19 protein-coding genes are annotated in these 20,390 nt (G+C 70.1%); 6 read left to right on the top strand and 13 right to left on the bottom strand.

The genetic code is table 11. The features are described from left to right. Positions 1-30 precede the first annotated feature (30 nt). Positions 31-795 carry a TSUP family transporter gene (locus MBA17_RS16055; RefSeq protein WP_238497268.1) on the top strand — a complete coding sequence of 255 codons (765 nt, stop codon included), beginning with the start codon at positions 31-33 and terminating at the stop codon, positions 793-795. Here the strand turns inward: MBA17_RS16055 and MBA17_RS16050 are convergent. Further along, the gene (locus MBA17_RS16050; RefSeq protein WP_238497267.1) at positions 764-1,960 is read right to left on the bottom strand and encodes an MFS transporter; all 1,197 of its coding nucleotides are present in this window, start codon (positions 1,958-1,960) and stop codon (positions 764-766) included. The two genes, MBA17_RS16055 and MBA17_RS16050, sit on opposite strands and share 32 nt — an antisense overlap. Positions 1,961-2,046: 86 nt before the next feature. Next, on the bottom strand, positions 2,047-2,805 hold the full coding sequence (locus tag MBA17_RS16045; RefSeq protein ID WP_238497266.1) for a DeoR/GlpR family DNA-binding transcription regulator: 759 nt from the start codon (positions 2,803-2,805) through the stop codon (positions 2,047-2,049). Between the two features lie 55 nt (positions 2,806-2,860). On the opposite strand from MBA17_RS16045, the gene MBA17_RS16040 reads away from it, so the two are divergent. Further along, positions 2,861-3,841 carry a helix-turn-helix transcriptional regulator gene (locus MBA17_RS16040; RefSeq protein ID WP_238497265.1) on the top strand — a complete coding sequence of 327 codons (981 nt, stop codon included), beginning with the start codon at positions 2,861-2,863 and terminating at the stop codon, positions 3,839-3,841. Between the two features lie 68 nt (positions 3,842-3,909). Next, on the top strand, positions 3,910-4,656 hold the full coding sequence (locus tag MBA17_RS16035; RefSeq protein ID WP_238497264.1) for an alpha/beta fold hydrolase: 747 nt from the start codon (positions 3,910-3,912) through the stop codon (positions 4,654-4,656). Here MBA17_RS16035 and MBA17_RS16030 read toward each other — a convergent pair. The 4 genes from MBA17_RS16030 to MBA17_RS16020 form a co-directional block, all read right to left on the bottom strand. Further along, positions 4,649-5,899 (bottom strand): glycosyltransferase family 4 protein, encoded by a 1,251-nt coding sequence (locus tag MBA17_RS16030; protein ID WP_238497263.1) that lies wholly within the window; start codon positions 5,897-5,899, stop codon positions 4,649-4,651. The genes MBA17_RS16035 and MBA17_RS16030 overlap by 8 nt on opposite strands. A gap of 206 nt (positions 5,900-6,105) precedes the next feature. Continuing rightward, positions 6,106-9,300: a S41 family peptidase gene (locus MBA17_RS16025; protein ID WP_475395188.1), complete on the bottom strand. Its 3,195-nt coding sequence runs from the start codon at positions 9,298-9,300 to the stop codon at positions 6,106-6,108. A 106-nt stretch (positions 9,301-9,406) separates the two neighbouring features. Next, positions 9,407-9,529 carry a hypothetical protein gene (locus MBA17_RS49470; protein ID WP_274385502.1) on the bottom strand — a complete coding sequence of 41 codons (123 nt, stop codon included), beginning with the start codon at positions 9,527-9,529 and terminating at the stop codon, positions 9,407-9,409. A 263-nt stretch (positions 9,530-9,792) separates the two neighbouring features. Then, positions 9,793-11,286: an Rv2578c family radical SAM protein gene (locus MBA17_RS16020; RefSeq protein WP_238497261.1), complete on the bottom strand. Its 1,494-nt coding sequence runs from the start codon at positions 11,284-11,286 to the stop codon at positions 9,793-9,795. Positions 11,287-11,419: 133 nt separating this feature from the next. On the opposite strand from MBA17_RS16020, the gene MBA17_RS16015 reads away from it, so the two are divergent. After that, a complete protein-coding gene (locus MBA17_RS16015; protein ID WP_238497260.1) occupies positions 11,420-11,704 on the top strand; it encodes a DUF3040 domain-containing protein in 285 nt (94 codons plus the stop codon). A 97-nt stretch (positions 11,705-11,801) separates the two neighbouring features. Here MBA17_RS16015 and MBA17_RS16010 read toward each other — a convergent pair whose 3' ends face one another. From MBA17_RS16010 to MBA17_RS15990, 5 genes are all read right to left on the bottom strand, one after another. Further along, entirely contained in the window at positions 11,802-13,427 is a 1,626-nt protein-coding gene (locus MBA17_RS16010; protein ID WP_238497259.1) for a penicillin-binding transpeptidase domain-containing protein, read from the bottom strand. Between the two features lie 91 nt (positions 13,428-13,518). Beyond that, positions 13,519-14,181 (bottom strand): lysophospholipid acyltransferase family protein, encoded by a 663-nt coding sequence (locus MBA17_RS16005; protein ID WP_238497258.1) that lies wholly within the window; start codon positions 14,179-14,181, stop codon positions 13,519-13,521. Positions 14,182-14,428: 247 nt separating this feature from the next. Further along, a complete protein-coding gene (locus MBA17_RS16000) occupies positions 14,429-15,040 on the bottom strand; it encodes an NUDIX hydrolase (protein WP_238497257.1) in 612 nt (203 codons plus the stop codon). 110 nt (positions 15,041-15,150) lie between these two features. Beyond that, positions 15,151-16,152 carry a tyrosine-type recombinase/integrase gene (locus MBA17_RS15995; protein ID WP_238497256.1) on the bottom strand — a complete coding sequence of 334 codons (1,002 nt, stop codon included), beginning with the start codon at positions 16,150-16,152 and terminating at the stop codon, positions 15,151-15,153. A gap of 23 nt (positions 16,153-16,175) precedes the next feature. Then, the gene (locus tag MBA17_RS15990) at positions 16,176-16,751 is read right to left on the bottom strand and encodes a hypothetical protein (protein ID WP_238497255.1); all 576 of its coding nucleotides are present in this window, start codon (positions 16,749-16,751) and stop codon (positions 16,176-16,178) included. Positions 16,752-16,883: 132 nt separating this feature from the next. On the opposite strand from MBA17_RS15990, the gene MBA17_RS15985 reads away from it, so the two are divergent. Further along, positions 16,884-17,426: an MOSC domain-containing protein gene (locus tag MBA17_RS15985; RefSeq protein WP_238497254.1), complete on the top strand. Its 543-nt coding sequence runs from the start codon at positions 16,884-16,886 to the stop codon at positions 17,424-17,426. A 53-nt stretch (positions 17,427-17,479) separates the two neighbouring features. Here the strand turns inward: MBA17_RS15985 and MBA17_RS15980 are convergent, their stop codons facing one another. Together MBA17_RS15980 and MBA17_RS15975 are read right to left on the bottom strand one after the other, a co-directional pair. Continuing rightward, positions 17,480-18,199, bottom strand: coding sequence for an ABC transporter permease (locus MBA17_RS15980; RefSeq protein WP_238497253.1), 720 nt, complete (start codon positions 18,197-18,199; stop codon positions 17,480-17,482). Between the two features lie 47 nt (positions 18,200-18,246). Further along, complete coding sequence (locus tag MBA17_RS15975; protein WP_238497252.1) at positions 18,247-19,131, bottom strand: ABC transporter ATP-binding protein; 885 nt, start codon at positions 19,129-19,131, stop codon at positions 18,247-18,249. A 486-nt stretch (positions 19,132-19,617) separates the two neighbouring features. Between MBA17_RS15975 and MBA17_RS15965 the strand changes: the two genes are divergently transcribed. Continuing rightward, positions 19,618-20,220, top strand: a complete 603-nt coding sequence (locus tag MBA17_RS15965; RefSeq protein WP_238497251.1) for a response regulator transcription factor — start codon at positions 19,618-19,620, stop codon at positions 20,218-20,220. Positions 20,221-20,390: the final 170 nt, after the last annotated feature.

Genomic DNA, 20,390 nt, shown 5'->3' with positions numbered 1-20,390 from the left:
CGGTCGTATCACGAAATATCGGGGGATCGGGTGGACGCGGCGCAGATCGTGCTGCTGCTCCTCGCGGCGGCGGGCGCGGGGTGGATCGACGCCGTGGTGGGCGGGGGAGGGCTGGTGCAACTCCCCGCACTGCTGCTGGCGGACGTTTCCGCGGTGCAGGCGCTCGCCACCAACAAGCTTTCCTCCATCTTCGGCACCGGCTCGGCGGCGATCACCTACGCGCGGACCACCAAGGTGGACGCGGGGGTCGCCGTCCCCGCCGGAGTGATCGCGGTCCTGTCCGCCGGGCTCGGCGCGACGCTGGCCGTCACCATCTCCAAAGCCGCGCTGATCCCGCTGGTCATGGTGGCTCTGGTGGGGGTCGGGTTGCTGGTGACCCTGAAACCGGGCTTCGGGTCGCTGCCTCATCCCCACCTCCGGACCCGAGGCAGGGTGCTGGCCGCGATCCTGGCCGCCGGAGTCGGGATCGCCTTCTACGACGGGTTCATCGGCCCGGGCGCCGGCACCTTCCTGATCATCGCGTTCACCTCGATCCTCGGCATGGACCTGGTGCACGGCTCGGCCACCGCGAAGATCATCAATATCGGCACCAACCTCGGGGCCCTGATCGTCTTCGCCTGGCAGGGGCACGTGCTGTGGGCGCTGGGACTGGCGATGGCGGTGTGCAACGTCCTCGGCGCCCAGGTGGGCGCGCGGATGGCGTTGCGCAGGGGATCGCGGTTCGTCCGGATCGTGTTGCTGTGCGTGGTGACCGCGCTGGTGGTCAAGCTTGGATGGGATCAGTTCGCGGCTTAGGGGCACGCAGCGCCGGCGCGGCCAGCGCCACGAAGAAGGCGAGCACGGCGGGGACGGCCAGCGCCGTCGGCAGGCCGATCAGTTCGGCGGCCCCGCCGATAAGCACGGGGCCGCTGAGAAAACCGATGTAGCCGAGGCCGGCGACCCTGGCGAGCGCCTGTCCCGCGCGGGCCGGGTCACGGTGCCCGGCGGCGGAGAAGACCTGCGGCACGATGCACGACAGCCCCGCGCCGAAGCACCCGAAGCCGATCACGCCCGCCATGGGGTGCCCGATCAGCAGCGCGACGCCCAGCCCCGAGGCGGCGAGCACGCCGCAGCCGCGCACCAGCCGGACCACGCCGAACCTGGTGGCCAGCCGGTCCCCGGCCAGCCGCCCGGCCGTCATCATGATCGAGAACGCCGCGTAGCCGGCGGCCGCGAAACCGGCGGAGCCGGCGAGGTTGTCACGAAGGTAGACCGAACTCCAGTCGGCCGCCGCGCCCTCACCGACCAGGCAGCAGAACGCCAGCACCCCCAGGAACACCACCCCGTTCCAGGTGCCGGACGCGCGCTGTGCGCCGGCCCCGTCCGTCGCCTCGGTCGCGGCCGGCCTGGCGGGGAGGGCCCAGCGGCCCGCCCAGACGGCCAGCACGGCGATGAGCGCGCCCGAGGTGAGGAAGGTCAGGGTCGCACTGAGATCCGCGTACGCGAAGAGACCGCCGAGCACGGCCCCGGCGAACCCGCCCAGGCTGTAAACGGCGTGGAAGGACGACATCATCCGCCGTCCGGCGGCGCGTTCGACGTCCACCGCACCGGCGTTCATGGACACGTCGAGCGTGCCGTGCACGACGCCGAAGACGAAGAGGGAGATCGTGAGGGTCAGCAGGTCGGGCATCAGGGCCGGGAAGATCAGGACCACTCCCTGCACCAGCGCGCTCCCCACCATGATGCGGCTCGCTCCGTACCGGTCGACCAGCGGGCCGACCACCTGCATGCCGGCGATCGCCCCGGCGGCGATCCCGAGCAGCCCGACGCTGAGCAGGCCGTCGCTCAGGCCGAGTCCGGACTTGATGGCGGGGAGCCGCGCCGTCCAGGTTCCGATCGCCATCCCCGCCAGGAGGAACAGCAGGGAGACGGCGACCCGGGCATGCGCCGTATCGGCCCGGCCGGGAAGGGGGAGGGTCATGTCGCTCCGATTTCAAGAGGGGCCGGCGCCGTACCGGGTGCTTGTTCCACTCGGCGGCGGGATCCGGTTCGGGTGCGGGGCGAGGGTCAGACGAGGTGGACGGTGATGCCGGCGGCGGTCAGCTGGTCGTGCTGCTCGGGTGGGATGGCCAGGTCGGTGACGATGACGTCGAGGTGGTCCAGGGGGCAGACGGCGCCGAACGCGGTGCGGCCGAACTTGCCGGAGTCCGCGACGGCGACGACCCGGCGGGCTGAGGCCATGGCGGCCTGCTTGACGGCGACCTCGGGGAGATCGTGCGCTGTCATGCCGTGCTCGGCGGACAGGCCGCAGCAGCCGATGACGGCGGTGTCGAAGCGCAGCGCGCGGATGGAGCTCTCGGTGAGCGGGCCGGAGAAGTTCAGCTCGCCCTGCCGTACCTCCCCGCCGGGCATCACCAGGCGGACCCGCGGCGCGGCGGCCAGCTCGATCGCGGACTGCATGGCCAGCGGCAGGACGGTCACCCGCCGGTCGCGCAGCGCCCTGGCGACCTCCAGCGCGGTGGTGCCGCCGTCGAGCAGTACGGCCTCGCCGTCGGCGATCAGGGCGGCGACCTGGGCGCCGATCCGCCGTTTCGCCTCGACCGCCTCCCGTTCGCGGACGCCGAACGGCGGTTCCTCGCCACTCAGCAGCAGGCTCATCGCGCCGCCGCGCACCCGCCGGACCACGCCCTGCTGGGCGAGGTCGTCGAGGTCGCGGCGGATCGTCATCTCCGACACGCCGTGCTGGGCGGCGAGGTCGGCGACCGACACGGTGTCGCTGGCCCGCAGCTCGTTGACGATCCCTCTGACCCGATCCGGACTATCCATGTGTTCATATGAACACACTGCATGTTCATATCGCAAATACAGCACACTTGGACGTATGCGTGCCAGTCGCCTGCTCTCGCTCCTCCTGCTCCTGCAGACCAGGGGGCGGATGACCGCGCCCGAGATCGCGGGGGAGCTGGAGATCTCGGTCCGCACCGTCTACCGCGACGTGGAGGCGTTGTCCTCCGCCGGGGTGCCCGTCTACGCCGACCGCGGGCCCGCGGGAGGGTATCGGCTGCTCGACGGCTACCGGACCAGGCTGAACGGGATGACCGCCGAGGAGGCGTCCACGTTGTTCCTCGCCGGGCTGCCCGGGCCCGCCGCCGAGCTGGGGCTGGGGGAGGAGGTCGCGGCGGTGGAGCTGAAGCTGCTGGCGGCGCTGCCGCCCGGGCCCCGCTCGCACGCGGCCCGCATGCGCGACCGGTTCCACCTGGAGATCCCCGGGTGGTACCGCTCCGGCGACGAGGTGCCCCATCTCGGGGTGGTGGCCGACGCGGTGTGGCACGAACGCCCGCTGCGGATGCACTACCGCCGGTGGGGGCCGCGCGACGTCGAGCGGGTGGTCCATCCTTACGGCCTGGTGCTCAAGGGCGGCGGCTCCTGGTACATGGTGGCCGGGGCCGACGGGGGAGCGCCGCGCACCTACCGGATCTCGCGGATTCTCTCCATCGAGCCCCTGCCCGGCCGCTTCGAGCGTCCGGGGGAGTTCGACCTGATCGAGTACTGGCGGACGTGGTCGGCGGAGTTCCGCGACCGGATGTACACCGCCCAGGCCGATCTGCGGCTGGCGCCCGGCGCCGAGGGCCTGCTCGGCCACACCCTGGGCGCCGAGGTGGTCACCGCCGCGCTGGCGGCGGCCGGCTCGCCCGACGAGGACGGGTGGATCACCGTGCGGGTGCCGGTCGAGTCGATCAGGCACGCCCGCTGGCTGCTGCTGAGGATGGGCGGCCAGGTCGAGGTCCTGGGCCCGCCGGAGTTGCGCGAGTCGGTCCGGGAGAGCGTCGCCGACCTCGCCCGCCTGTACGGCGTGTCGTGAACAAAAGGATTTGCGGCCTGATGGCGGTCAGGCCACGATGAGCGGATGCCAATTCTGCTGGAGGCCTGATGAGCCTCGCCTATGACGATTCCCTCGACGGCGACAAGGTGGTCGTGCTGCTTCACTCCGGCGCGGCCGACGCACGCATGTGGGATCCGCAGTGGGGGCCGCTGACGGAGCGGTTCCGAGTGATCCGCCCGGATTTCCGGGGCTACGGCCGCACGCCGTACGCCGCGGATGAGCCCTACTCCGACCCGGGCGACGTCGCGGACCTGCTGGCGGCGCTCGGCCTGCGGCAGGTGACCCTCGTCGGCGCCTCGTACGGCGGGCGGGTGGCGCTGGAGCTGGCCACCTCCCATCCGGACCTGGTCTCGGCGCTGGTGTTGCTGGACGCCGGGGGCGGCCTGCCGCCGACGCCGGACCTGCGGGCGTTCGGCGCGGAGGAGGACCGCCTGCTGTCGGAGGGCGACGTCGAGGGCGCGGTGGAGCTCAACGTGCGCACCTGGCTGGGCCCGGAGGCCGACGAGCAGACCCGGGAACGGCTGACGCAGATGCAGCGCCACGCCTTCGAGGTGCAGCTCGCGGCCGATCCGGAGCCCTCGCAGTTCGCCGGCGAGATCGACCTGGACAAGATCGAGGTGCCCGCCCTGGTCGTGTCCGGCGCCCACGATCTGCCCTACTTCCAGCAGACGGCCGACCATCTGGCGGAGCGGCTCTCGGGGGCGACGCGGGTGCACCTGGAGTGGGCGGGCCACCTGCCGGGGATGGAACGCCCGGCCGAGATCACCGAGCGTCTCATCCATTTTCTTACTTAGTAAAGGCGGCGGCCTGCTTTTCGAGCAACCTCTCCAGCAGCGAATCCCACTCCGCCCCGATGACGTCGACGTCGTATTTCTGCACGCTTTCCATGGCCGCCGTGCCAAGGCGGCGGCGTAGCTCTTCGTCCTCGATGACCCGGCGGAGTCCTTCGGCCATGCCGGCGGTGGTCTTCCGCTTGATCAGCAGCCCGTCGACGTCGTTGGTGATCATTTCCTTCGGCCCGTGCGGGATGTCGTAGCTGACGATCGCCAGGCCCTTGCTCATCGCCTCCAGGATCGTCATCGGGAAGCCTTCGTGGCGGGAGCTGAGCGCGTAGATCGAGGCGGCTTCGAGTTCGGCCGCCACGTCGGTGGTCGGTCCCATGAGGAAGGCTCGGTCGCACAGGCCCCGGTCGTGGATCTCCTTGGTGAGGTTCTCCTCCTGGGGTCCGGCGCCGAAGATCCGCAGCGACCACTCCGGGTGGTGGGGAGCGACCTCCTGCCAGGCGGCGATGAGCTTGTGGAAGCCCTTGATCCTGGTCAGCCGGCCGATCGCGATCACGGTCTTGGCGGTGAGCGTGGACGGGGAGCCGGCCATGGGGGGTACCGCGTTGGGGATCCGGGTGAGCACGTCCGGCCGGTGGCGCAACAGGGTCCGGTAGCCCTTGTGATCGGCCTTGGTGAGCGTCACCAGGGCGTTCAGGCGGCGGTAACGGCGTTTGATCATGCTCTGGATGCCCTCGGAGTGGCCGGCCAGGCCGACGTGTTCCTGCCCGATCGTGATCACGCCGGGCGGCGCCAACTGGGCGGTGGCGAGGTTGAGGCCGGGCCGGGTGGCGATCAGCACGCCGGTTCGCATCCGGCGGATGTAGCGGACCAGTTTGAGGTCGGTCCACAGCGTGAAGCGATGGTAGGCGGCCTCGTCCTTCGGCATCAGCCTGCTGGGCATCCGTGACAGGAGCCGGCGCAGAGGTCCCTTGAATCCGCTGACCCGGTCTTCGAGGTAGGTGATCCGCACGCCCGGTGGCACGGTGAAGAACGGGTCGAGTTGCTCCCGTACGACGCTGACGACCTCGACGTCGCGCTCGCGGGCGAGGTAGCCGGCGAGGTTCAGCACGGTCCTGATGGTCCCGCCCATGCCGTTGGCGTGGAGCAGCAGGATCCTGATGGTGTCGGTGGTCGGTGGTGGCGCCTTTCTCGATCGCCTTCTGTTGGCCGCTTCCAGCAGCCGGACCGTCCCCCGGGCGATAGCGCTACGCACTGTCGAGTGTCCCCTTCCTCGCGGTGGACCGTCGTCACCCTCTGCCGAGTTTCGACGGCGCAAAACCATGGCCGGTGGTGAGTTGTATGTCACCACCGGCCGGTAAATGCGTACTGCGCGACAGAAGTCCGAATTCCCCGTTCTGCCCCACTGATCGTTAGACGCTCGAATGCCCCTGAAACGTTGCTTTTCTGTGCGAATTACTTTCAGCGAGGGGGGAGCAGCGGAGCGGTAAGGCGTGGCCGATCAGCGGGGTTGGGGGTGTGCGGGGGGTACATGGCCAGTCGTTCGAGCGCGACCTCGATGGCCCGGTCGAGCTGGGTGTCAGTGCCCCGGGCGTAGTCCTGCGGGGTGATGTCCACCTCGATGTCGGGGTCGGTGCCGTAGTTCTCCACCCGCCAGCCCACGTCGTCGAAGGCGAAGGAGAACTCGGGCTGGGTGGTGACGGTGCCGTCGGCCAGGCGGTGTCGTGGCCAGATCCCGATCACGCCGCCCCAGGTGCGTTTGCCGACGAGCGGTCCCAGGCCGAGCAGCTTGAAGGTGTGGCTGAAGATGTCGCCGTCCGAGCCCGCCCACTCGTTGGTGATCGCCACCAGCGCGCCGCGCGGGGACTCCGGCGGGTACGGCTCGGGCACGCCCCAGCGGGGGAAGTCGTAGCCGATGCGGCGCCGGGAGAGCTTCTCCAGGAGCAGGGAGGAGACGTTGCCGCCGCCGTTGAACCGGACGTCGACGATCAGGCCCTCACGGTCGTACTCGGCGAGGAAGCCGCGGTGGAACTCGGCGTAGCCTTCGGGGCCCATGTCGGGGATGTGGAGGTAGCCGACCCTGCCGCCGGTCCGTTCGTGGGTGCGGGCGCGGTTCGCGGAGACCCAGTCTCGATAGCGTCCCGGTTGTTCGTCGGAGACTGCCTTGACGGTGACGGTTCTGGTGGTCTCGCCGCGCCGTACGGTGAGTTGCACCTCCTCGTCGGCCTGGTTGACGAGGCGTTCGCCCGGGGTGACGGCAGGGCCGATGGGCTGGCCGTTGATGGCGAGCACGGTGTCGCCCGGCCGTACGTCGGCTCCCAGGCGGTTGAGGGGGGAGGTGGCTTCGGGGTCCCAGGGGTCGCCGTCGACGATGGAGGCGATGTGGTAGGCGCCGTCTTCGTAGCGCCAGTCGACGCCGAGCTGGCCCTGCCAGTAGTGGGGGCGGGGGCGGTATTCGCCGCCGCTCTCGTAGGCGTGGGAGGTGCCGAGTTCGCCGAGGAGTTCCCACAGGAGGTCGGAGAATTCGCCGCGGGTGGTGATCCGGTCCACCAGGGGGAGATAGCGGCGGTAGACGTCGTCCCAGTCGACGCCGGCCATGTCCTCGGTCCAGAAGTTCTCTCGTTGGAGGCGCCAGGCTTCGCGGAACATCTGGCGCCATTCCGCTTCCGGGCAGACGGACACCTTGATCCGGGTGAGGTCGATCCAGCCGGCCGTCCGGGTGGTGTCGTTGTCGTCGGGGGGTTCGTCGCCGGCTTTGACGACGCGGAGTCGTCGTTCGGAGCGGTACAGGAGGGTCGTGGCGTCGCGGCCGAGGCGGAAGTCGGTGACGTCGCTGGTGAGGGTTTCGCTGCACTGCTTTTCGAAGTCGTAGCAGTGCAGGGTGCCTGACGAGGTCTCGGCGAATTCGTCGCTGCGGCTGCCTTCGACGGGGAAGGAGGTGAAGATCGCTTTGCCTTTGACGCCGGCGATGCGGTGGTAGCGGCGTTCGGGGACGGGGAAGACGACGATTCTGCGGTCGAGGCCGTCGGTGTCGATGGTGGTGGTGTCGTCGGTGGTGGTGGTGGCGTCATCGTCGGTGTCGTCGTCCTTGTCGTCCTTTTTGGCGAGAGGGCGTGGTTCGGGGACGAAGGGGGAGCCGATGTCGGGGCGTAGCGCGATGGCGTAGGGCCGGCTGCCGAGGGGGAAGCCGAGTTCGAACTGGAGGGCGTCGTGGACGGGGTTGAACACGCGCTGGCCGATGAAGTAGAGGTAGCGGCCCTCGGGGTCGAAGGAGGGGCTGCTGTCGCGTAGGACGGGTTTGGTGGCGGTGAAGCTCTGGCCCTGTTGGGTGTCGTGCAGTTTGATGGCGGTGGTCTGCGCGCCGGTGGGGTAGGCGTAGGCGATCCAGCGGCCGTCGGGTGACCAGGTGAGGTCGTCGATGGCGCCGAATCTGCTGTGTTCGACGATGGTGACGCGTGGTTCGGGTTCGAGGTCGATGATCAGGAGTTCGTTGCGGTGGTTGGCGACGGCGACGCGGTCGTGCCGGGGGGAGACCTCCAGTTCGATGGCGCGGCCGGTGTCGAGCATGTCGAGCCGCTGGGGAGGGGCGGTGCCGTCGGCGGTGAGGAGGACGAGGGTCTCGCGGTCGCTGTCGTCGCTGGCGGCGGCGATGAGGCGTTTGCCGTCGTTCAGCCAGGTGAGGTGCCGGTAGCGGACGCCGTCCTGTTCGCCGTGCTGGCGGACGGGGCCTTCCCAGGCGGCGAAGGAGTAGGCCTTGCCGCGGGTGGTGACGGCGAGGCCGCTGCCGTCGGGGCTGAGGGTGGCACTGTCGAGGTAGCGGGCGGCGGGGACGAAGCGGCGGTTGCGCTGGGTGCGGGAGCTGGCTAGCCGTACGTCGACGCGGTGTGCTTCGCCTTCGGCGGGGTCGAGGAGGTGGAGTTCGCCGCCGGCGTGGTAGACGAGGCGGGTGCCGTCACCGGAGAGGTTGCGGGCGTAGTAGTCGGTGTGGTCGGTGTGTCTGCGGAGGTCGGCGCCTTCGGGGGTGCAGGAGTAGACGTTGCCGATGCCTTCGTGGTCGGAGAGGAAGTAGATCCGGTTGCCGGCCCAGCAGGGGCCGGCGAGGTTGCCGGGGAGGGCGATGAGCCGTTGGAACTCGCCGTCGCCGGTGCGGTCGATCCAGAGGTCGCCGACGGTGCCGCCGCGGTAGCGTTTCCAGCGTGCGGGGTCGGCGGTGTTGCGTCCGAGCACGATCTGGTCGTGGGGGCCGTGGGAGATGGTGTTGGCCGGCCCGTACGGCAGGCGTTCGGGCGGGCCGTCGGCGTCGGGTGTGACGGCGTGCAGCCATTTGCGTCGTCCGAATGGCTGGGCGGCGTTGCTGGCGTAGATGATGGAGTCGCCGTGCCAGCCGGTGACGGTCGACTGTGCGCCGTGGAAGGTCATCCGGCGGGCGGCGCCGCCGTCGGCGGGCATGACGTAGACCTCTTCCGGGCCTTCCTCGCGTCCGGCGAAGGCGAGTTGGTCGCCGTGTGGTGAGAATCTGGGATATCCGGCTTCGGCGACGCCTGCTGTCATCCGGAAGGCTCGTCCTCCGGTGGCGGGGACCATCCATAGATCGTCTTCCGCCGCGAAAACCACTACGTCCCGATATATCGCCGGAAAGCGCAAATAAGCTGGCATTCGACCCCTCCCGCTCACATGATCGCTCCATCCTCGCATCGGGTGAGGGGACACGGCCTGCCGTACGACGGCGGGACGCCGCCGTACGGCGGCTGAGGCCGAAGGGCTACTCCTCGACCTCGGGGCGTTTGGCCTGCTTCTTGGCCTGCTTGGCGCTGCGATTCGCCTTGATCGCCGCCTTCTTGGACTTCGCCGAGGTTTTCGCCGGTTTCTTCCGGGTGTCTCCCATGGTCCCCCCTGGTCCCCGTGGATAGTGAGATATCGCCTGATTAGGTGACACCTGAGTGGTTGATACCCGTATCGGCCGTTATTCACTACATTCCTGCGCATACCGGTGGCTCGCCAAGGTCCGCACTGGGCGTACTAGCAAGGGGCCCGGCGGCGCGGCCGCGAAGGAGCCGCCCGCGCCGTCCAGTCGCCGGGTGCCGCGCGCGGCCACCGGGCTGCGGGCCGGTGCTCCGGCCTTCAGGCCGGGTCAGGACGGAGGGGATGTCAAAGGAGTGTGAGTTGCTCGTCGCCCGGTGGCGGCGGCGGAGTGGTGGCGCGGACCCGGCGGAGGCGGGCGGTGGAGGCGGACCGGCCCACTCCGTGTCGCCTGGCGAGCTCGCCGACCTGGTCGGCGATCCGCCGCTGGTAGGACTTCGGGGCGTAGGCGCCCCTGCCGTACAGCTCCTGATAGCGCGGGACCAGGCGTGGGTGTTCGCGCGCGAGCCAGGACATGAACCATTCGCGGGCGCCGGGCCGCAGGTGCAGCATGATCGGGGAGACGCTGGTCGCGCCGGCGGCGGCGATCTGCCGCACGGCGGCGTCGAGCGCGTTGGGGGAGTCGGTGAGGTAGGGCAGGATCGGGGCCATCAGCACGCCGCACGGGATCCCGCTGTCGGTCAGCGTGGCGCAGACCTCCAGGCGTTTGCGGGGGCTCGGGGTGCCGGGTTCGACCGATCGCCACAGCTCCTCGTCGACGAAGCCGGTGGACACGGCCGTGCTGACGTCGGTCACCTCGGCGGCCTGGGTCAGCAGGTCGAGGTCGCGCAGGATCAGCGAGCCCTTGGTGAGGATGGAGAACGGGTTGGCCGCGTCGCGCAGGGCGGCGATGATGCCGCGCATCAGCCGGTAGCGGCCTTCGGCGCGCTGGTAGCAGTCGACGTTGGTGCCCATCGCGATGTGGTGCCCGCCCCAGCGCGCCGCGGCGAGTTCCTTGCGGACCAGTTCGGCGGCGTTGACCTTCACGATGATCTTTGAGTCGAAGTCGTGGCCGGCGTCGAGGTCGAGGTATTCGTGGGTCTTCCTGGCGAAGCAGTTGTGGGAGACGACGCCGCTCGCGATGAAGTCGCCGGTGCCGGTGGTGATGTCGAACATGGGCAGCTCGAAGCCGAGTGGCTCGACGGAGACGACCTGGAGGTCCGGGGTGCCGGCGGTGGTCTGCGGGGCGTCGGCGAGGTCGCCGGATCCGATGAGGCGGTCGGCGCGGGTGAGGAAGGGGCGGTGCGGGTGGCCGGGTCCGGCGGCGGTGACGTGTTTCCAGCCGCCGGCGGTGAGGAAGCGGTGGTCTCCGCTGGCGACCAGCCTGGTGCCGTCGGCGAGGGTGAGCCGGTGGCCCGGTTTGACGGTGGGCCAGTGGGCGAGGACCTCGGTGACGACGTGGCGCGGGTGGCCGTCGTGTGTCCGGGTGCCGTAGACGCGGTCACCGGCCTGGAGGGCGGCGATCGGCCGGGTGCCGCCGTCGGCCATGAGGATCGGGGTGTCGCCCAGCAGGCAGTAGGAGCAGGCGTGGGTGCAGCCCCGGTAGGGGTTGACGGTCCACTCGAAGGGGACGTGGGAGCCGCCGGGGACGCGGTTGATGATGGAACGGGCGTGGATCTCGTAGAAGGTGACGCCCCGGAATTCGGGGGTGTCGAAGGTGCGGGTGACGGCTCCGCGGGCGAAGAGCGGCGTGGCGGTTTCGACCTCGCCGGTGTCGGTCAGTCGGAGGTTGTCCCAGCGCATCGCCCGATTAGAACAATAGTTCGAGCAAGATCGCAAGTCCAAAGACACGGTAATTACCTGTTCTTGGTATGGCTAATGATCTTCACGATGGGCAGAACTCCGGAACATACCTTGCGTTGCGGGGAGGTGCGGCATGGCCTGGTCGCAGGACGAGGAGCGGGTGCTGGCTCAGATCGAGCGCCAGCTCGTCGACGATGATCCGCGCCTGGCCGCGCGGCTTGAGTCCTTCAACGAACGTGTGCAGCGCAAGGAGACCGGCTCGCGGAGACGGGAGCCGCGCGCGGAGCGCGGGCGGTTGCGTCGTCTCCGGCGGTCCACTGTGATCATTTTGCTGAGCTGGGTCCTCATCGCCACCTTGATCGCCACGTTGCTCCTCATGGTCCTGCGTCACGAAGCGGCCGCCGCGCTTCCGCTGTGATCCCTCGCCTTGCCGGAGCGGCCCTGAGCGCCCGGGGCCCGCTCGCCGTGGCGGACGCGGCTTGACGGGAGAGGGTGCCGGTGCCCTGGAGCGGGGCTCAGGAGAGGGCGCGCAGGAAGTCGGCGCCGACCGGCGCGGCGACCTTGCCGCCTCCGCCGCCGCCCTCGACCACCACGGAGAAGGCGACGTCGTCGCGGTAGCCGATGAACCAGGCGTGGGAGTCGAGCTTGTCGCCCGTGCCATACTCGGCGGTGCCGGTCTTGCCGCGGCTGCCCTTGGGCAGGCCGGCGCCCTTGGCGGTGCCCTTCGTGACGACGGCGGCCATCATGGCGCGCATCGGGGTGGTCACCTCCGAGGGCAGTTCCTTCGCCTCGGCCTTCTGCTTGATCGTGGTGACGAGGGTCGGCGGGCGCCAGGTGCCGTCGGCGATGGCGGCGGCGACCGAGGCCATCACCAGCGGGCTGGCGGTGATGCGCCCCTGCCCGAAGGACTCGGCGGCGAGTTCGGAGTCGCTCTTGGCCTTGGGGAAGCTGGCCTTGGCGGCGGGGACGCCGATGTTGAGCGGCTGGTTGAAGCCGACGTTCTCGGCGGCGGCAAGCAGTTTCGCCGCGCCCAGCTTCTCGGCGGCGAGCGGCGCGAACGTGGTGTTGCAGGAGTGCGCGAAGGAGTCGGAGAAGCTCAGCGAGCCGTACTCGGCGTGTTCGGAGTTGCGGATCCGCAGGCCGCCGATGGTGACGTACTTGGGGCAGGTGACCCGCTCGGTGGCGGTGACGCCTTCGGCGAGGAGGCCGAGGGCGGTGACGGCCTTGAAGGTGGAGCCGGGGGGATAGCGGCCGTCGAGGGCGCGGTTGAAGCCGCCGCGGTTGTTGACCACGGCGAGGATCTCGCCGGTGGAGGGCTGGATGGCGACCAGAGCGGCGGGTTTGTCCAGGTCGCGGACCGCGTCGGCGGCGGCCTGCTGCACCTTCAGGTCGAGGGTGGTCTCCACCGGCTCGCCGTCCTCGCCCTTGACGGCGCCCAGCACCTTGACCCGTTTGCCCCCCGCGTCGAGGAGTTCGATCTCGGTGGTGGGCACTCCGGCGAGCCGTTTCTCGAAGGTGGCCTGGAGGCCGCCGCGCCCGACGGCGTCTCCCGGCTTGTAGGCGGCGCCGAGGTCGGCCACGTCGTCCTTCTTGGCCTTGTCGAGGAAGCCGACGAGTTGCTGCACCGAGCCGCCGTCGTCGCCGTCGTCGATGCGCTCGCCGTCGGCGGTGGTGAGCGCGGCTCTGGTGGGCCAGGTGGTCTTCAGCGCGAGCTTGGTGGCCGGGGTGAGGTCGGGGTGGACGGCGGCGGGTGACCAGTCGACCTTCCAGTGGCGGTCCTTGACGACGAGCCTCAGGGTGCCGTCGTAGGCCCACTCGCCGCCCGATTTGAACGTCTGGACGGTGGAGAAGGCCGCGGTCGCCGCGTCGTCGGCCTCCTTGACCCCGGCGAGGGAGACGCTGGTGGCCGCCACGCCGAGGGTCTTCTTCAGCGTGGCGTAGGCGGTGTCGAACGCGGGGGAGGGGGCCGCCAGTTCGGCGCGCATGGCGGCGAGGTCGCCGCGTTGCCACGCCTGGGTGAAGCGCTGCGCGGTCTCGGCCGGGGTGCCCCGGGTGTGCAGCACATAGTAGGCGCCTCCCGCGGCGGCTCCCAGCGCCAGGACGGTGGACACGGAGACGATCGCGATTGTACGGCCACGCACGGTTACCCCCTGGTCAACGGCCTTCGGGCAGTCGAGCTTAGTGCGATGGGGCGCCGCCGCACGCCCGTTACCTCCGTGATCTACGTCGTGGTCACGCGGCCTCGCTGAGCCGGGCCTTGTGCGTGGCGGCGTACGTCGCGACGTATTCCTGGCCGGACAGCCGCTGGATGGCGGCCATGATCTGGTCGGTCGTCTCGCGTCTGGTGCGGGCGTGCCCGGCCTCGCCGGTGAAGGAAATGGGCTCGCCGATCTTGATCCCGATTCTGGCCAGGCGGGGGACGGACGAGCCGGGGGGCAGGACCTTCTCGGTGTTGGACATGGCGACCGGGATGACCGGGATGCCGGTCGTCAGGGCGAGCCAGGCGACGCCGATCTTTCCCCGGTAGAGGCGGCCGTCGGGGGAGCGGGTGCCCTCGGGGTAGATGCCGAACAACTCGCCGGCCTCCAGGACGCGTACGGCGGCGTCGAGCACCGCCTGGGCGCCGGCGGCGCTCGCGCGGTCGACGCTGATCTGCCCGGTGGCGCGCATGTAGGCGGCCATCAGCGGGTTGCCGGTGAAGTATTCGGACTTGGCGACGAAGGTCACCTTCCGCGGCAGCATGAGGGGCAGGAACGTGGAGTCGAGGATCGACAGGTGGTTGGAGGCCAGGATCGCCGGGCCGTCGAGGGGGACGTGGCCGACTCCGCTCACCTCTGGGCGCCACAGCAGGTGCAGGAAGGGGGAAGCGATGATCTTGGTGACCTCGTAGAGCACGGACTCTCCTCGCGCTGTGCTGTGGACCCGACAACCCTACCCCGCACGTGCATGAGGGGCCCCGCTGGTGCGGGGCCCCTCATGATCAAGCTAAGGCCGATGTGGCGGTCGCCTCCTCGGCGAGAGGCACAACACGGCTCCAGCCGAACGGTATTCCGTGAAGGCGGTAATTTGCGGCCCGGGGGACACAGACCACATCGGCCCTACGACTGTAACGGACGTCCAGCACTCCTTATTCCAAGGGGTTCTACCGGCGTGTCCACGTAGGCTGGGCGACGTCGGCGACCCGCAGGTCACCGCCCCGAAGCGCGACCTCGGCGAACTGCCAGAGGATCGCCCCGGTGGGGGCGTGGATCAGGATTCCCGGTCCGAGCGGCATCTGCAGGAGGCTCCGCCCGTCGCCGCCGGTGGTCCAGCGGGGGACGCCTTCGGCCAGGAAGCGTTCCAGCGGGATCCGGTGGATCGAGGCGACCTCCCGGGGGTCACGGCGTGCGGTCTGGGTGCCGCCGAACGCCACGACCGGGGTGATCACGAAGCCGGAGTCGGCGACGTAGTCGTCGAGGAGGCCGGCCACGCTCACCCCCGTGACGGCCGTCTCCTCGGCCAGTTCGCGCAGCGCCGCCGCCACGGCCTCCTCGCCGTCGTCGAGCCGCCCGCCCGGCAGCGCCCACTGCCCGGGGTTGCGGCCCTGCCGTACGCGTTTGATCACGATCGTGTACGGCCGGCGTTCCGCGTCCTCCAGCACGCAGATCGTCACCGCGGCCTGCCGGTGCCCGTCGGGTACGGGCACGCCGCGACGGCGGAACACGGAGAGGTTCTCGGTGATCCGCTCGCGCAGTTCGTCGATGGGGGGCAGCATGACCGCCACGATCGCACACCAGGGCGGCGGCGGGGCGGGCCCGCCCGTGAAACGGGGAGGAGGAGCGGGATCGGTCGCTGCAAGTCTTGGCGTGGCCGGCCGTCCCCGCGCTAGAGGGAACGGGCTTCGGGCAGGGTGAGGCGGTCGACGGCTTCCCGGCGGCGGTGTTCGGGGCGGCGGTCGTAGCGGGCGGTGGTGGCGGGGGAGGCATGGCCGACCAGGGCCTGGGCGGTGGCCAGGTCGACGCCGGCGTCGAGGAGTTCGCCGATGAAGGTGCGCCGGAAGTCGTGCGGGGTCTTCCGGCCGGCGCCGGCGGCGGCGAGCCTGCGGGTGAGGATGTCGGCGACGGCCTGGCCGGTCATCGCCACGGGGACGCCGTCGCGGATGCGCAGCCGCCCGTTGCGGCTGATGGGGCAGAACAGGGCGCCGGGGGCCTGGCCGCGGATGGCGAGCCAGCGTTCGAGACGGCCGATGGCGGGGCCGGTGAGGTAGGCCATGCGTTCGCGGTCGCGTTTGCCGCGCACGCGCAGGGACCGGGCGCCGGGGTCGTAGTCGGCGAGGGTGAGCCCGGCGATCTCGGCGCGGCGGCAGCCGGTGGAGTAGAGGGCGGCGACCAGGGCGGCGTCGCGTGGTCCGGCGGGGGTGTCGTCGTGTTCGCAGACGGCGAGGACGGCTCCGACGACCTCGGGCGGCACGTGGCTTCCCGCGGGGAGCCGGTCGTGCCGGAGGGTCGGCAGGTCGGCGGCCCGCTGGTAGTCCTCGGCGGTCATCTTGCCCAGCCGCCACGATTCCCGCAGCACCCGGCGCAGCGCGACGAGGTGTTTGTTGACGTGGGCGGGCGACCAGCCCTGCCCGGTGAGGATGGCCCGGATCCGTACGGTGTGCTCGTAGCGGAGCAGGTGCCACGGCTGCCCGGCCCCGGTGGCGTCGTCGTCGCCGGTGAGGACCCTGGCGATCCTGTCGAGGCAGCCTGCCATGGTGCGCCTGGACTCCGCGCCGGCCAGCGAGTCGAGATAGACCCGGTAGGGGTCGGTGGCGGGCGCGATGGCGTCGGCGGGAAGGGCGGGCATGGCGGGAAGGGCGGGCATGGCGGGAAGGGCGGGCGCGTCCACCCGCTGATCCTAACGGGGGCGGCTCACCACAGTTCGAGCTGGCGGACGATGGGGGTGATCGCCTCGTTGAGTTTCCTGACCAGCAGGGCCACCGTACGGCGTGCGGTCTCCTCCAGGTCGTCGAGCGGTTCCTGGGGGGCCTCCGGCAGGCCGTCCAGCGGGATGGGGGTCTGGATGAGGAGCATGGCGCGGAGGTAGGAGGTCTTGACGAGGTCCTGCTCGGAGGGTTCGAGGAACTGGCCGAAGGTCTGCGGCCAGTCGCGCCATTCGCGGTCGCCCTGCCAGTCGGGGGTCCAGGTGAGGGTGGCGGGCCGGGGCGAGACGAGTTCGACCCGCGCCGACAGCGTGCCGTCCCACTGGTTGCGGACGCAGACCGCGGTCAGGATGCGGCGGTGCCAGCGGACGTAGCCGGGGGACAGGGCGGGGGAGGTGGCGATCCGCCAGGCGGTGCAGGCGAAGGCCACGGGGGCGATGTCGCCGAGTGAGTCGGAGAAGTCGCCGGTGTTGTCGCGCAGGTGCTCGCCGTACCGGCTGATGCCGTCGCGGGCGCGTTCGCGGTCGTACTCGTGGTCGATCCAGAAGGCCACAGGTTCGCTCATGTGTCATGGACCTCGCGCGGGCTGTGGGTGGATGGCGGACCACCGTGGGGCAGGGCAGGTTCACTCTACGCCCGGCGATCAGGCGGGTCGTAGATTTGACGTGGTGGCGTAGGGAAAGGAAGAGGTGGCGTTGTGGGCAGGTGGGTGACGGCGGTGTGCCGCAGTTCGGAGTACACGTTCGCCAAGCCGGTGTGCGAGAGCGTGCGGCTGCTGGCGGGGCTGGGGGTGGAGGGTGACGCGCACCTGGGGGTGACGGTGCGGCATCGGAGCCGGGTGGCGCGTGATCCGAGCCGGCCCAACCTGCGGCAGGTGCATCTCATCCACGCCGAGTTGCATGAGGAACTCGCGGCGGCCGGGTTCCCGGTGACGGCGGGGGAGATGGGGGAGAACGTGACGACGCGCGGGGTGGACCTGCTGGGGTTGCCGGTGGGGACCCGCCTGCGGCTCGGCGGGGAGGCGGTGGTGGAGGTGACGGGGCTGCGTAATCCGTGCCTGCAGCTCGACGCGTTCCTGCCGGGGTTGATGGCGGCGGTGGTGGGACGTGACGAGCGGGGCGGCGTGGTGCGGAAGGCCGGCGTGATGGGGGTCGTGGTGGCGGGCGGCGAGGTACGGCCCGGCGACGAGATCGGGGTGGAGCTTCCGGCGCCGCCGTACCTGCCGCTGACACCCGTCTGAGCGGATCGGCCCGGGCGGAACTCAGGCCGGCAGCCGCCCGACGCCGAGAGTCGTCATCGGCGCGGCTCCCAGCGGAAGATCCGGGAGGCCAGCGCGACGGCGACGACGACCCAGCTCAGTGTGGGCGCCAGGAGGATCAGGGACTCGGTGACGGGGACGCCGCCGTTCCAGGCGTTGACGGCCAGTTCGGTGGCCGAGCCGCCGGGAAGCAGCCGCTTGAGCAGGGTGAGTTCCTCGGTGCCGGTGATCCCCACCCAGCTGGCCACGGCGATGGTGCCGAGGCTGACGGGCAGTGTGGTCACCTGGGCGTGCTCGGGGGAGTTCGTCAGTCCCGCCGTGGCCAGTCCCAGGCCGAGCATCATGATCACCATCGAGAGGACGGCCGCCGCCAGGAGGAAGACGTTGTCCGGCTCGCCCGTGACCACGGCCAGCACGGTCATGATCACGGCCACCTGGACCAGCGAGATGACGGTGATCGGGAGGAGCAGCCCGGAGAGGATGCCGGTGTCGCCGGCCGCGGTGGAGCGCAGCCGCTTGAGGAAGAGGTTCTGCCGGCGGGAGGCCAGCGTGGTCACCGTGGTGGTGTAGAGCCCGAACGCCCCCACGGTGAACATCACTATCGCAGCGATGTATCCGAGGCTGCCCAGGGCCGCGAAGACTTCGTGCTGGTAGATGAAGAACGCGCTGACCACTACGGGCATTACGAGACTGGTGACCAGAACCAGCCGGTTCCGGAAGATCTGGACCAGCTCACTGAGAGCGATCGAGAGCATGGCGAAAGTCCTTTGCTTGGATGGTTCGGGGAGTTCGGGGGAGTGGTCTAGTCGTTGTCGATGGCGCGGAAGACGTCGTCGAGCCGGGTCGGTCCGGCTTGGAGTTCCCGCAGCTCCACGGCGTGGTCCTGCGCCCAGCGGAGCAGGGTGTACAGGTCCTTCTGCAAGCCGAAGGTCTCGATGAGGAACTTCCCGTCACTCTCGCGGGTTGCCTGCAGCGGTAGCGCGGGTGCGGGTGCCGGCAGGGAGAAGCGGATGGCGGCGGGGAGGGTCTGCGTCAGTTCGGAGACGGTCCCCTCCCGGTGGAAGGCGCCTCTGTGCATGAGACCGATGCGGTCGGCGCGCTGCTGCGCCTCTTCCAGGTAGTGCGTGGTGAGAACGATGGTGGAGCCGTCTTCGCGCAGTTTGTCCACGGCGTCCCACAGATCGTCCCGGGACTGGATGTCCAAGCCGGTGGTGGGCTCGTCCAGGAAGATCAGCTCAGGCGCTCCGTACACGGCGGTCGCGAAGTCCAGACGCCGCTTCTCGCCGCCGGAGAGCTGGGACACCTTGGTGCCGGCCTTGCGAGTGAGATCCACAACGCTGAGCACGCGTTCGACCGTGTCGGTGCGCTGGGTGAGTTTTCCGATCAGCCGGACGGATTCCTTCACCGTCAGATCCGGCGAGAAGCCGCTCTCCTGCAGCATGATGCCCATCCTGGGCCGCACCGCCCGCCGGTCGCGCGGGCTCTGCCCGAAGACCCGCACGGTGCCCGAGGTGGCCGTACGGTGGCCTTCGATGATCTCCAGGGTCGAGGTCTTCCCCGCCCCGTTCGTGCCGAGCAGCGCGTAGAGCTCCCCGCGCCGCACCTGGAAGGACAGGTCCTTCACGGCGTGGAAGTCGCCGTAGGTGAGGTTCAGACGTTCGACGTCGATGACTGGTGTAGAGGACATGCAGTCGATCTCAGTCGTTCCCGCGCACATCTGCCAGTGCGACCATGTCATCACCTCGCCATGACATTCCTGCAGGTGAACGCATGACGCAGTGTCACTGGTGTCACCGCGGGACCGGCAGAATACTGGGCAGACTCTGCCGTTCGATCCCGGAGAGCCACCTATGGACACCGAACCCCTGCGCATTTCCGCTGACCGTCTTCCTCCTGGTCTGCGCAGCGTTCTTCCTCCACTACCTCAGCGGCGATTTGCCTGACGGCGTGGAGTCGTGGTCGGAGAACAACCGGTGGACAACCGCGGCCCTCACCGTGGCGAGCGCTCTGGCGGCCCCGCTCCCGAACTCCGGGGGCTCGCTACCCTCAGGGAACGCGTGGCGGGCCATGGAGGCGAGCTGACGGTGGAGCAGAACGACGGGCGTTTCCTGACGGCTGCGGCATTCCCACACGGCCGTTCGGACGCCGCCCTCCAAGCATGGAAGGACGACCGATGACAACCGTGGTGCTCGCCGACGACGAGGCCCTCCTCCGCAAAGCGCTGGCGTCGTTGCTCCCGCTCGAGGGCGACATCACCGTGCTCGCCGAAGCAGAAGACGGCGAGGCGGCCGTGCAGGCCACGCTGCACCACCGGCCTGATGTGCTCGTCATCGACCTGGAGATGCCCGGCGTGGACGGACTCGGTGCCGTCGCGGAGATCCGCCGGGTACGGCCGGACCAGGTGATCCTCATGCTGACCCGCCATGCCAGGCCCGGCGTGCTCCGCAAGGCGCTGAAGCTCGGAGTGCAGGGCTTCGTCAGCAAGTCCGCGGAACCGGCGCACATCGTGTCGGTCATCACAACTCTGCACGAGGGCAAGCGATGGATCGACCCGGACGTCTCCGCACTCGCCGTCGTCGACGACTGCCCGCTCACCGACCGGGAGATCGACGTGCTGCGGGCGACCGGCGAAGGCTACTCGGTCGCCGACATCGCCGCCCGGCTCCACCTGGCGGAGGGCACGGTGCGCAACTACCTCTCCAACGCCATGCAGAAGACCCAGACGCGGACCCGGCACGAGGCGGCGCGGTACGCGCGTGAACACGACTGGCTGTAAGCCGCCGATGGCGACTGCCCCGTGTCCGGCAAGGCCTTCCCAGAGCGGACGACACTCCCGCCGAACTTGGCGAAACCTGCCTCGATGATCGCGCCGAGTTCGAACGCCTTCTTCTCCATCGTGGTGACGCTGACGTTGCCGGGGTCTTCCCGGATCTCGGCGAACACGTT

The sequence above is a fragment of the Dolomitihabitans soli genome (genome assembly GCF_022213955.1).
GTDB lineage: Bacteria > Actinomycetota > Actinomycetes > Streptosporangiales > Streptosporangiaceae > Streptosporangium_A > Streptosporangium_A soli.
This window is presented reverse-complemented; position numbering and strand designations above follow the sequence as displayed.

What these genes read in the sequence shown, in the direction of transcription:
- MBA17_RS16000 (WP_238497257.1), bottom strand. Translation starts at nt 15,040, where the DNA reads ATGCTGCCCCCCATCGACGAACTGCGCGAGCGGATCACCGAGAACCTC.
- MBA17_RS16025 (WP_475395188.1), bottom strand. Translation starts at nt 9,300, where the DNA reads ATGCCAGCTTATTTGCGCTTTCCGGCGATATATCGGGACGTAGTGGTT.
- MBA17_RS15965 (WP_238497251.1), top strand. Translation starts at nt 19,618, where the DNA reads ATGACAACCGTGGTGCTCGCCGACGACGAGGCCCTCCTCCGCAAAGCG.
- MBA17_RS15975 (WP_238497252.1), bottom strand. Translation starts at nt 19,131, where the DNA reads ATGTCCTCTACACCAGTCATCGACGTCGAACGTCTGAACCTCACCTAC.
- MBA17_RS16020 (WP_238497261.1), bottom strand. Translation starts at nt 11,286, where the DNA reads ATGCGCTGGGACAACCTCCGACTGACCGACACCGGCGAGGTCGAAACC.
- MBA17_RS16050 (WP_238497267.1), bottom strand. Translation starts at nt 1,960, where the DNA reads ATGACCCTCCCCCTTCCCGGCCGGGCCGATACGGCGCATGCCCGGGTC.
- MBA17_RS49470 (WP_274385502.1), bottom strand. Translation starts at nt 9,529, where the DNA reads ATGGGAGACACCCGGAAGAAACCGGCGAAAACCTCGGCGAAGTCCAAG.
- MBA17_RS16035 (WP_238497264.1), top strand. Translation starts at nt 3,910, where the DNA reads ATGAGCCTCGCCTATGACGATTCCCTCGACGGCGACAAGGTGGTCGTG.
- MBA17_RS15980 (WP_238497253.1), bottom strand. Translation starts at nt 18,199, where the DNA reads ATGCTCTCGATCGCTCTCAGTGAGCTGGTCCAGATCTTCCGGAACCGG.
- MBA17_RS15990 (WP_238497255.1), bottom strand. Translation starts at nt 16,751, where the DNA reads ATGAGCGAACCTGTGGCCTTCTGGATCGACCACGAGTACGACCGCGAA.
- MBA17_RS16040 (WP_238497265.1), top strand. Translation starts at nt 2,861, where the DNA reads ATGCGTGCCAGTCGCCTGCTCTCGCTCCTCCTGCTCCTGCAGACCAGG.
- MBA17_RS16015 (WP_238497260.1), top strand. Translation starts at nt 11,420, where the DNA reads ATGGCCTGGTCGCAGGACGAGGAGCGGGTGCTGGCTCAGATCGAGCGC.
- MBA17_RS16045 (WP_238497266.1), bottom strand. Translation starts at nt 2,805, where the DNA reads ATGGATAGTCCGGATCGGGTCAGAGGGATCGTCAACGAGCTGCGGGCC.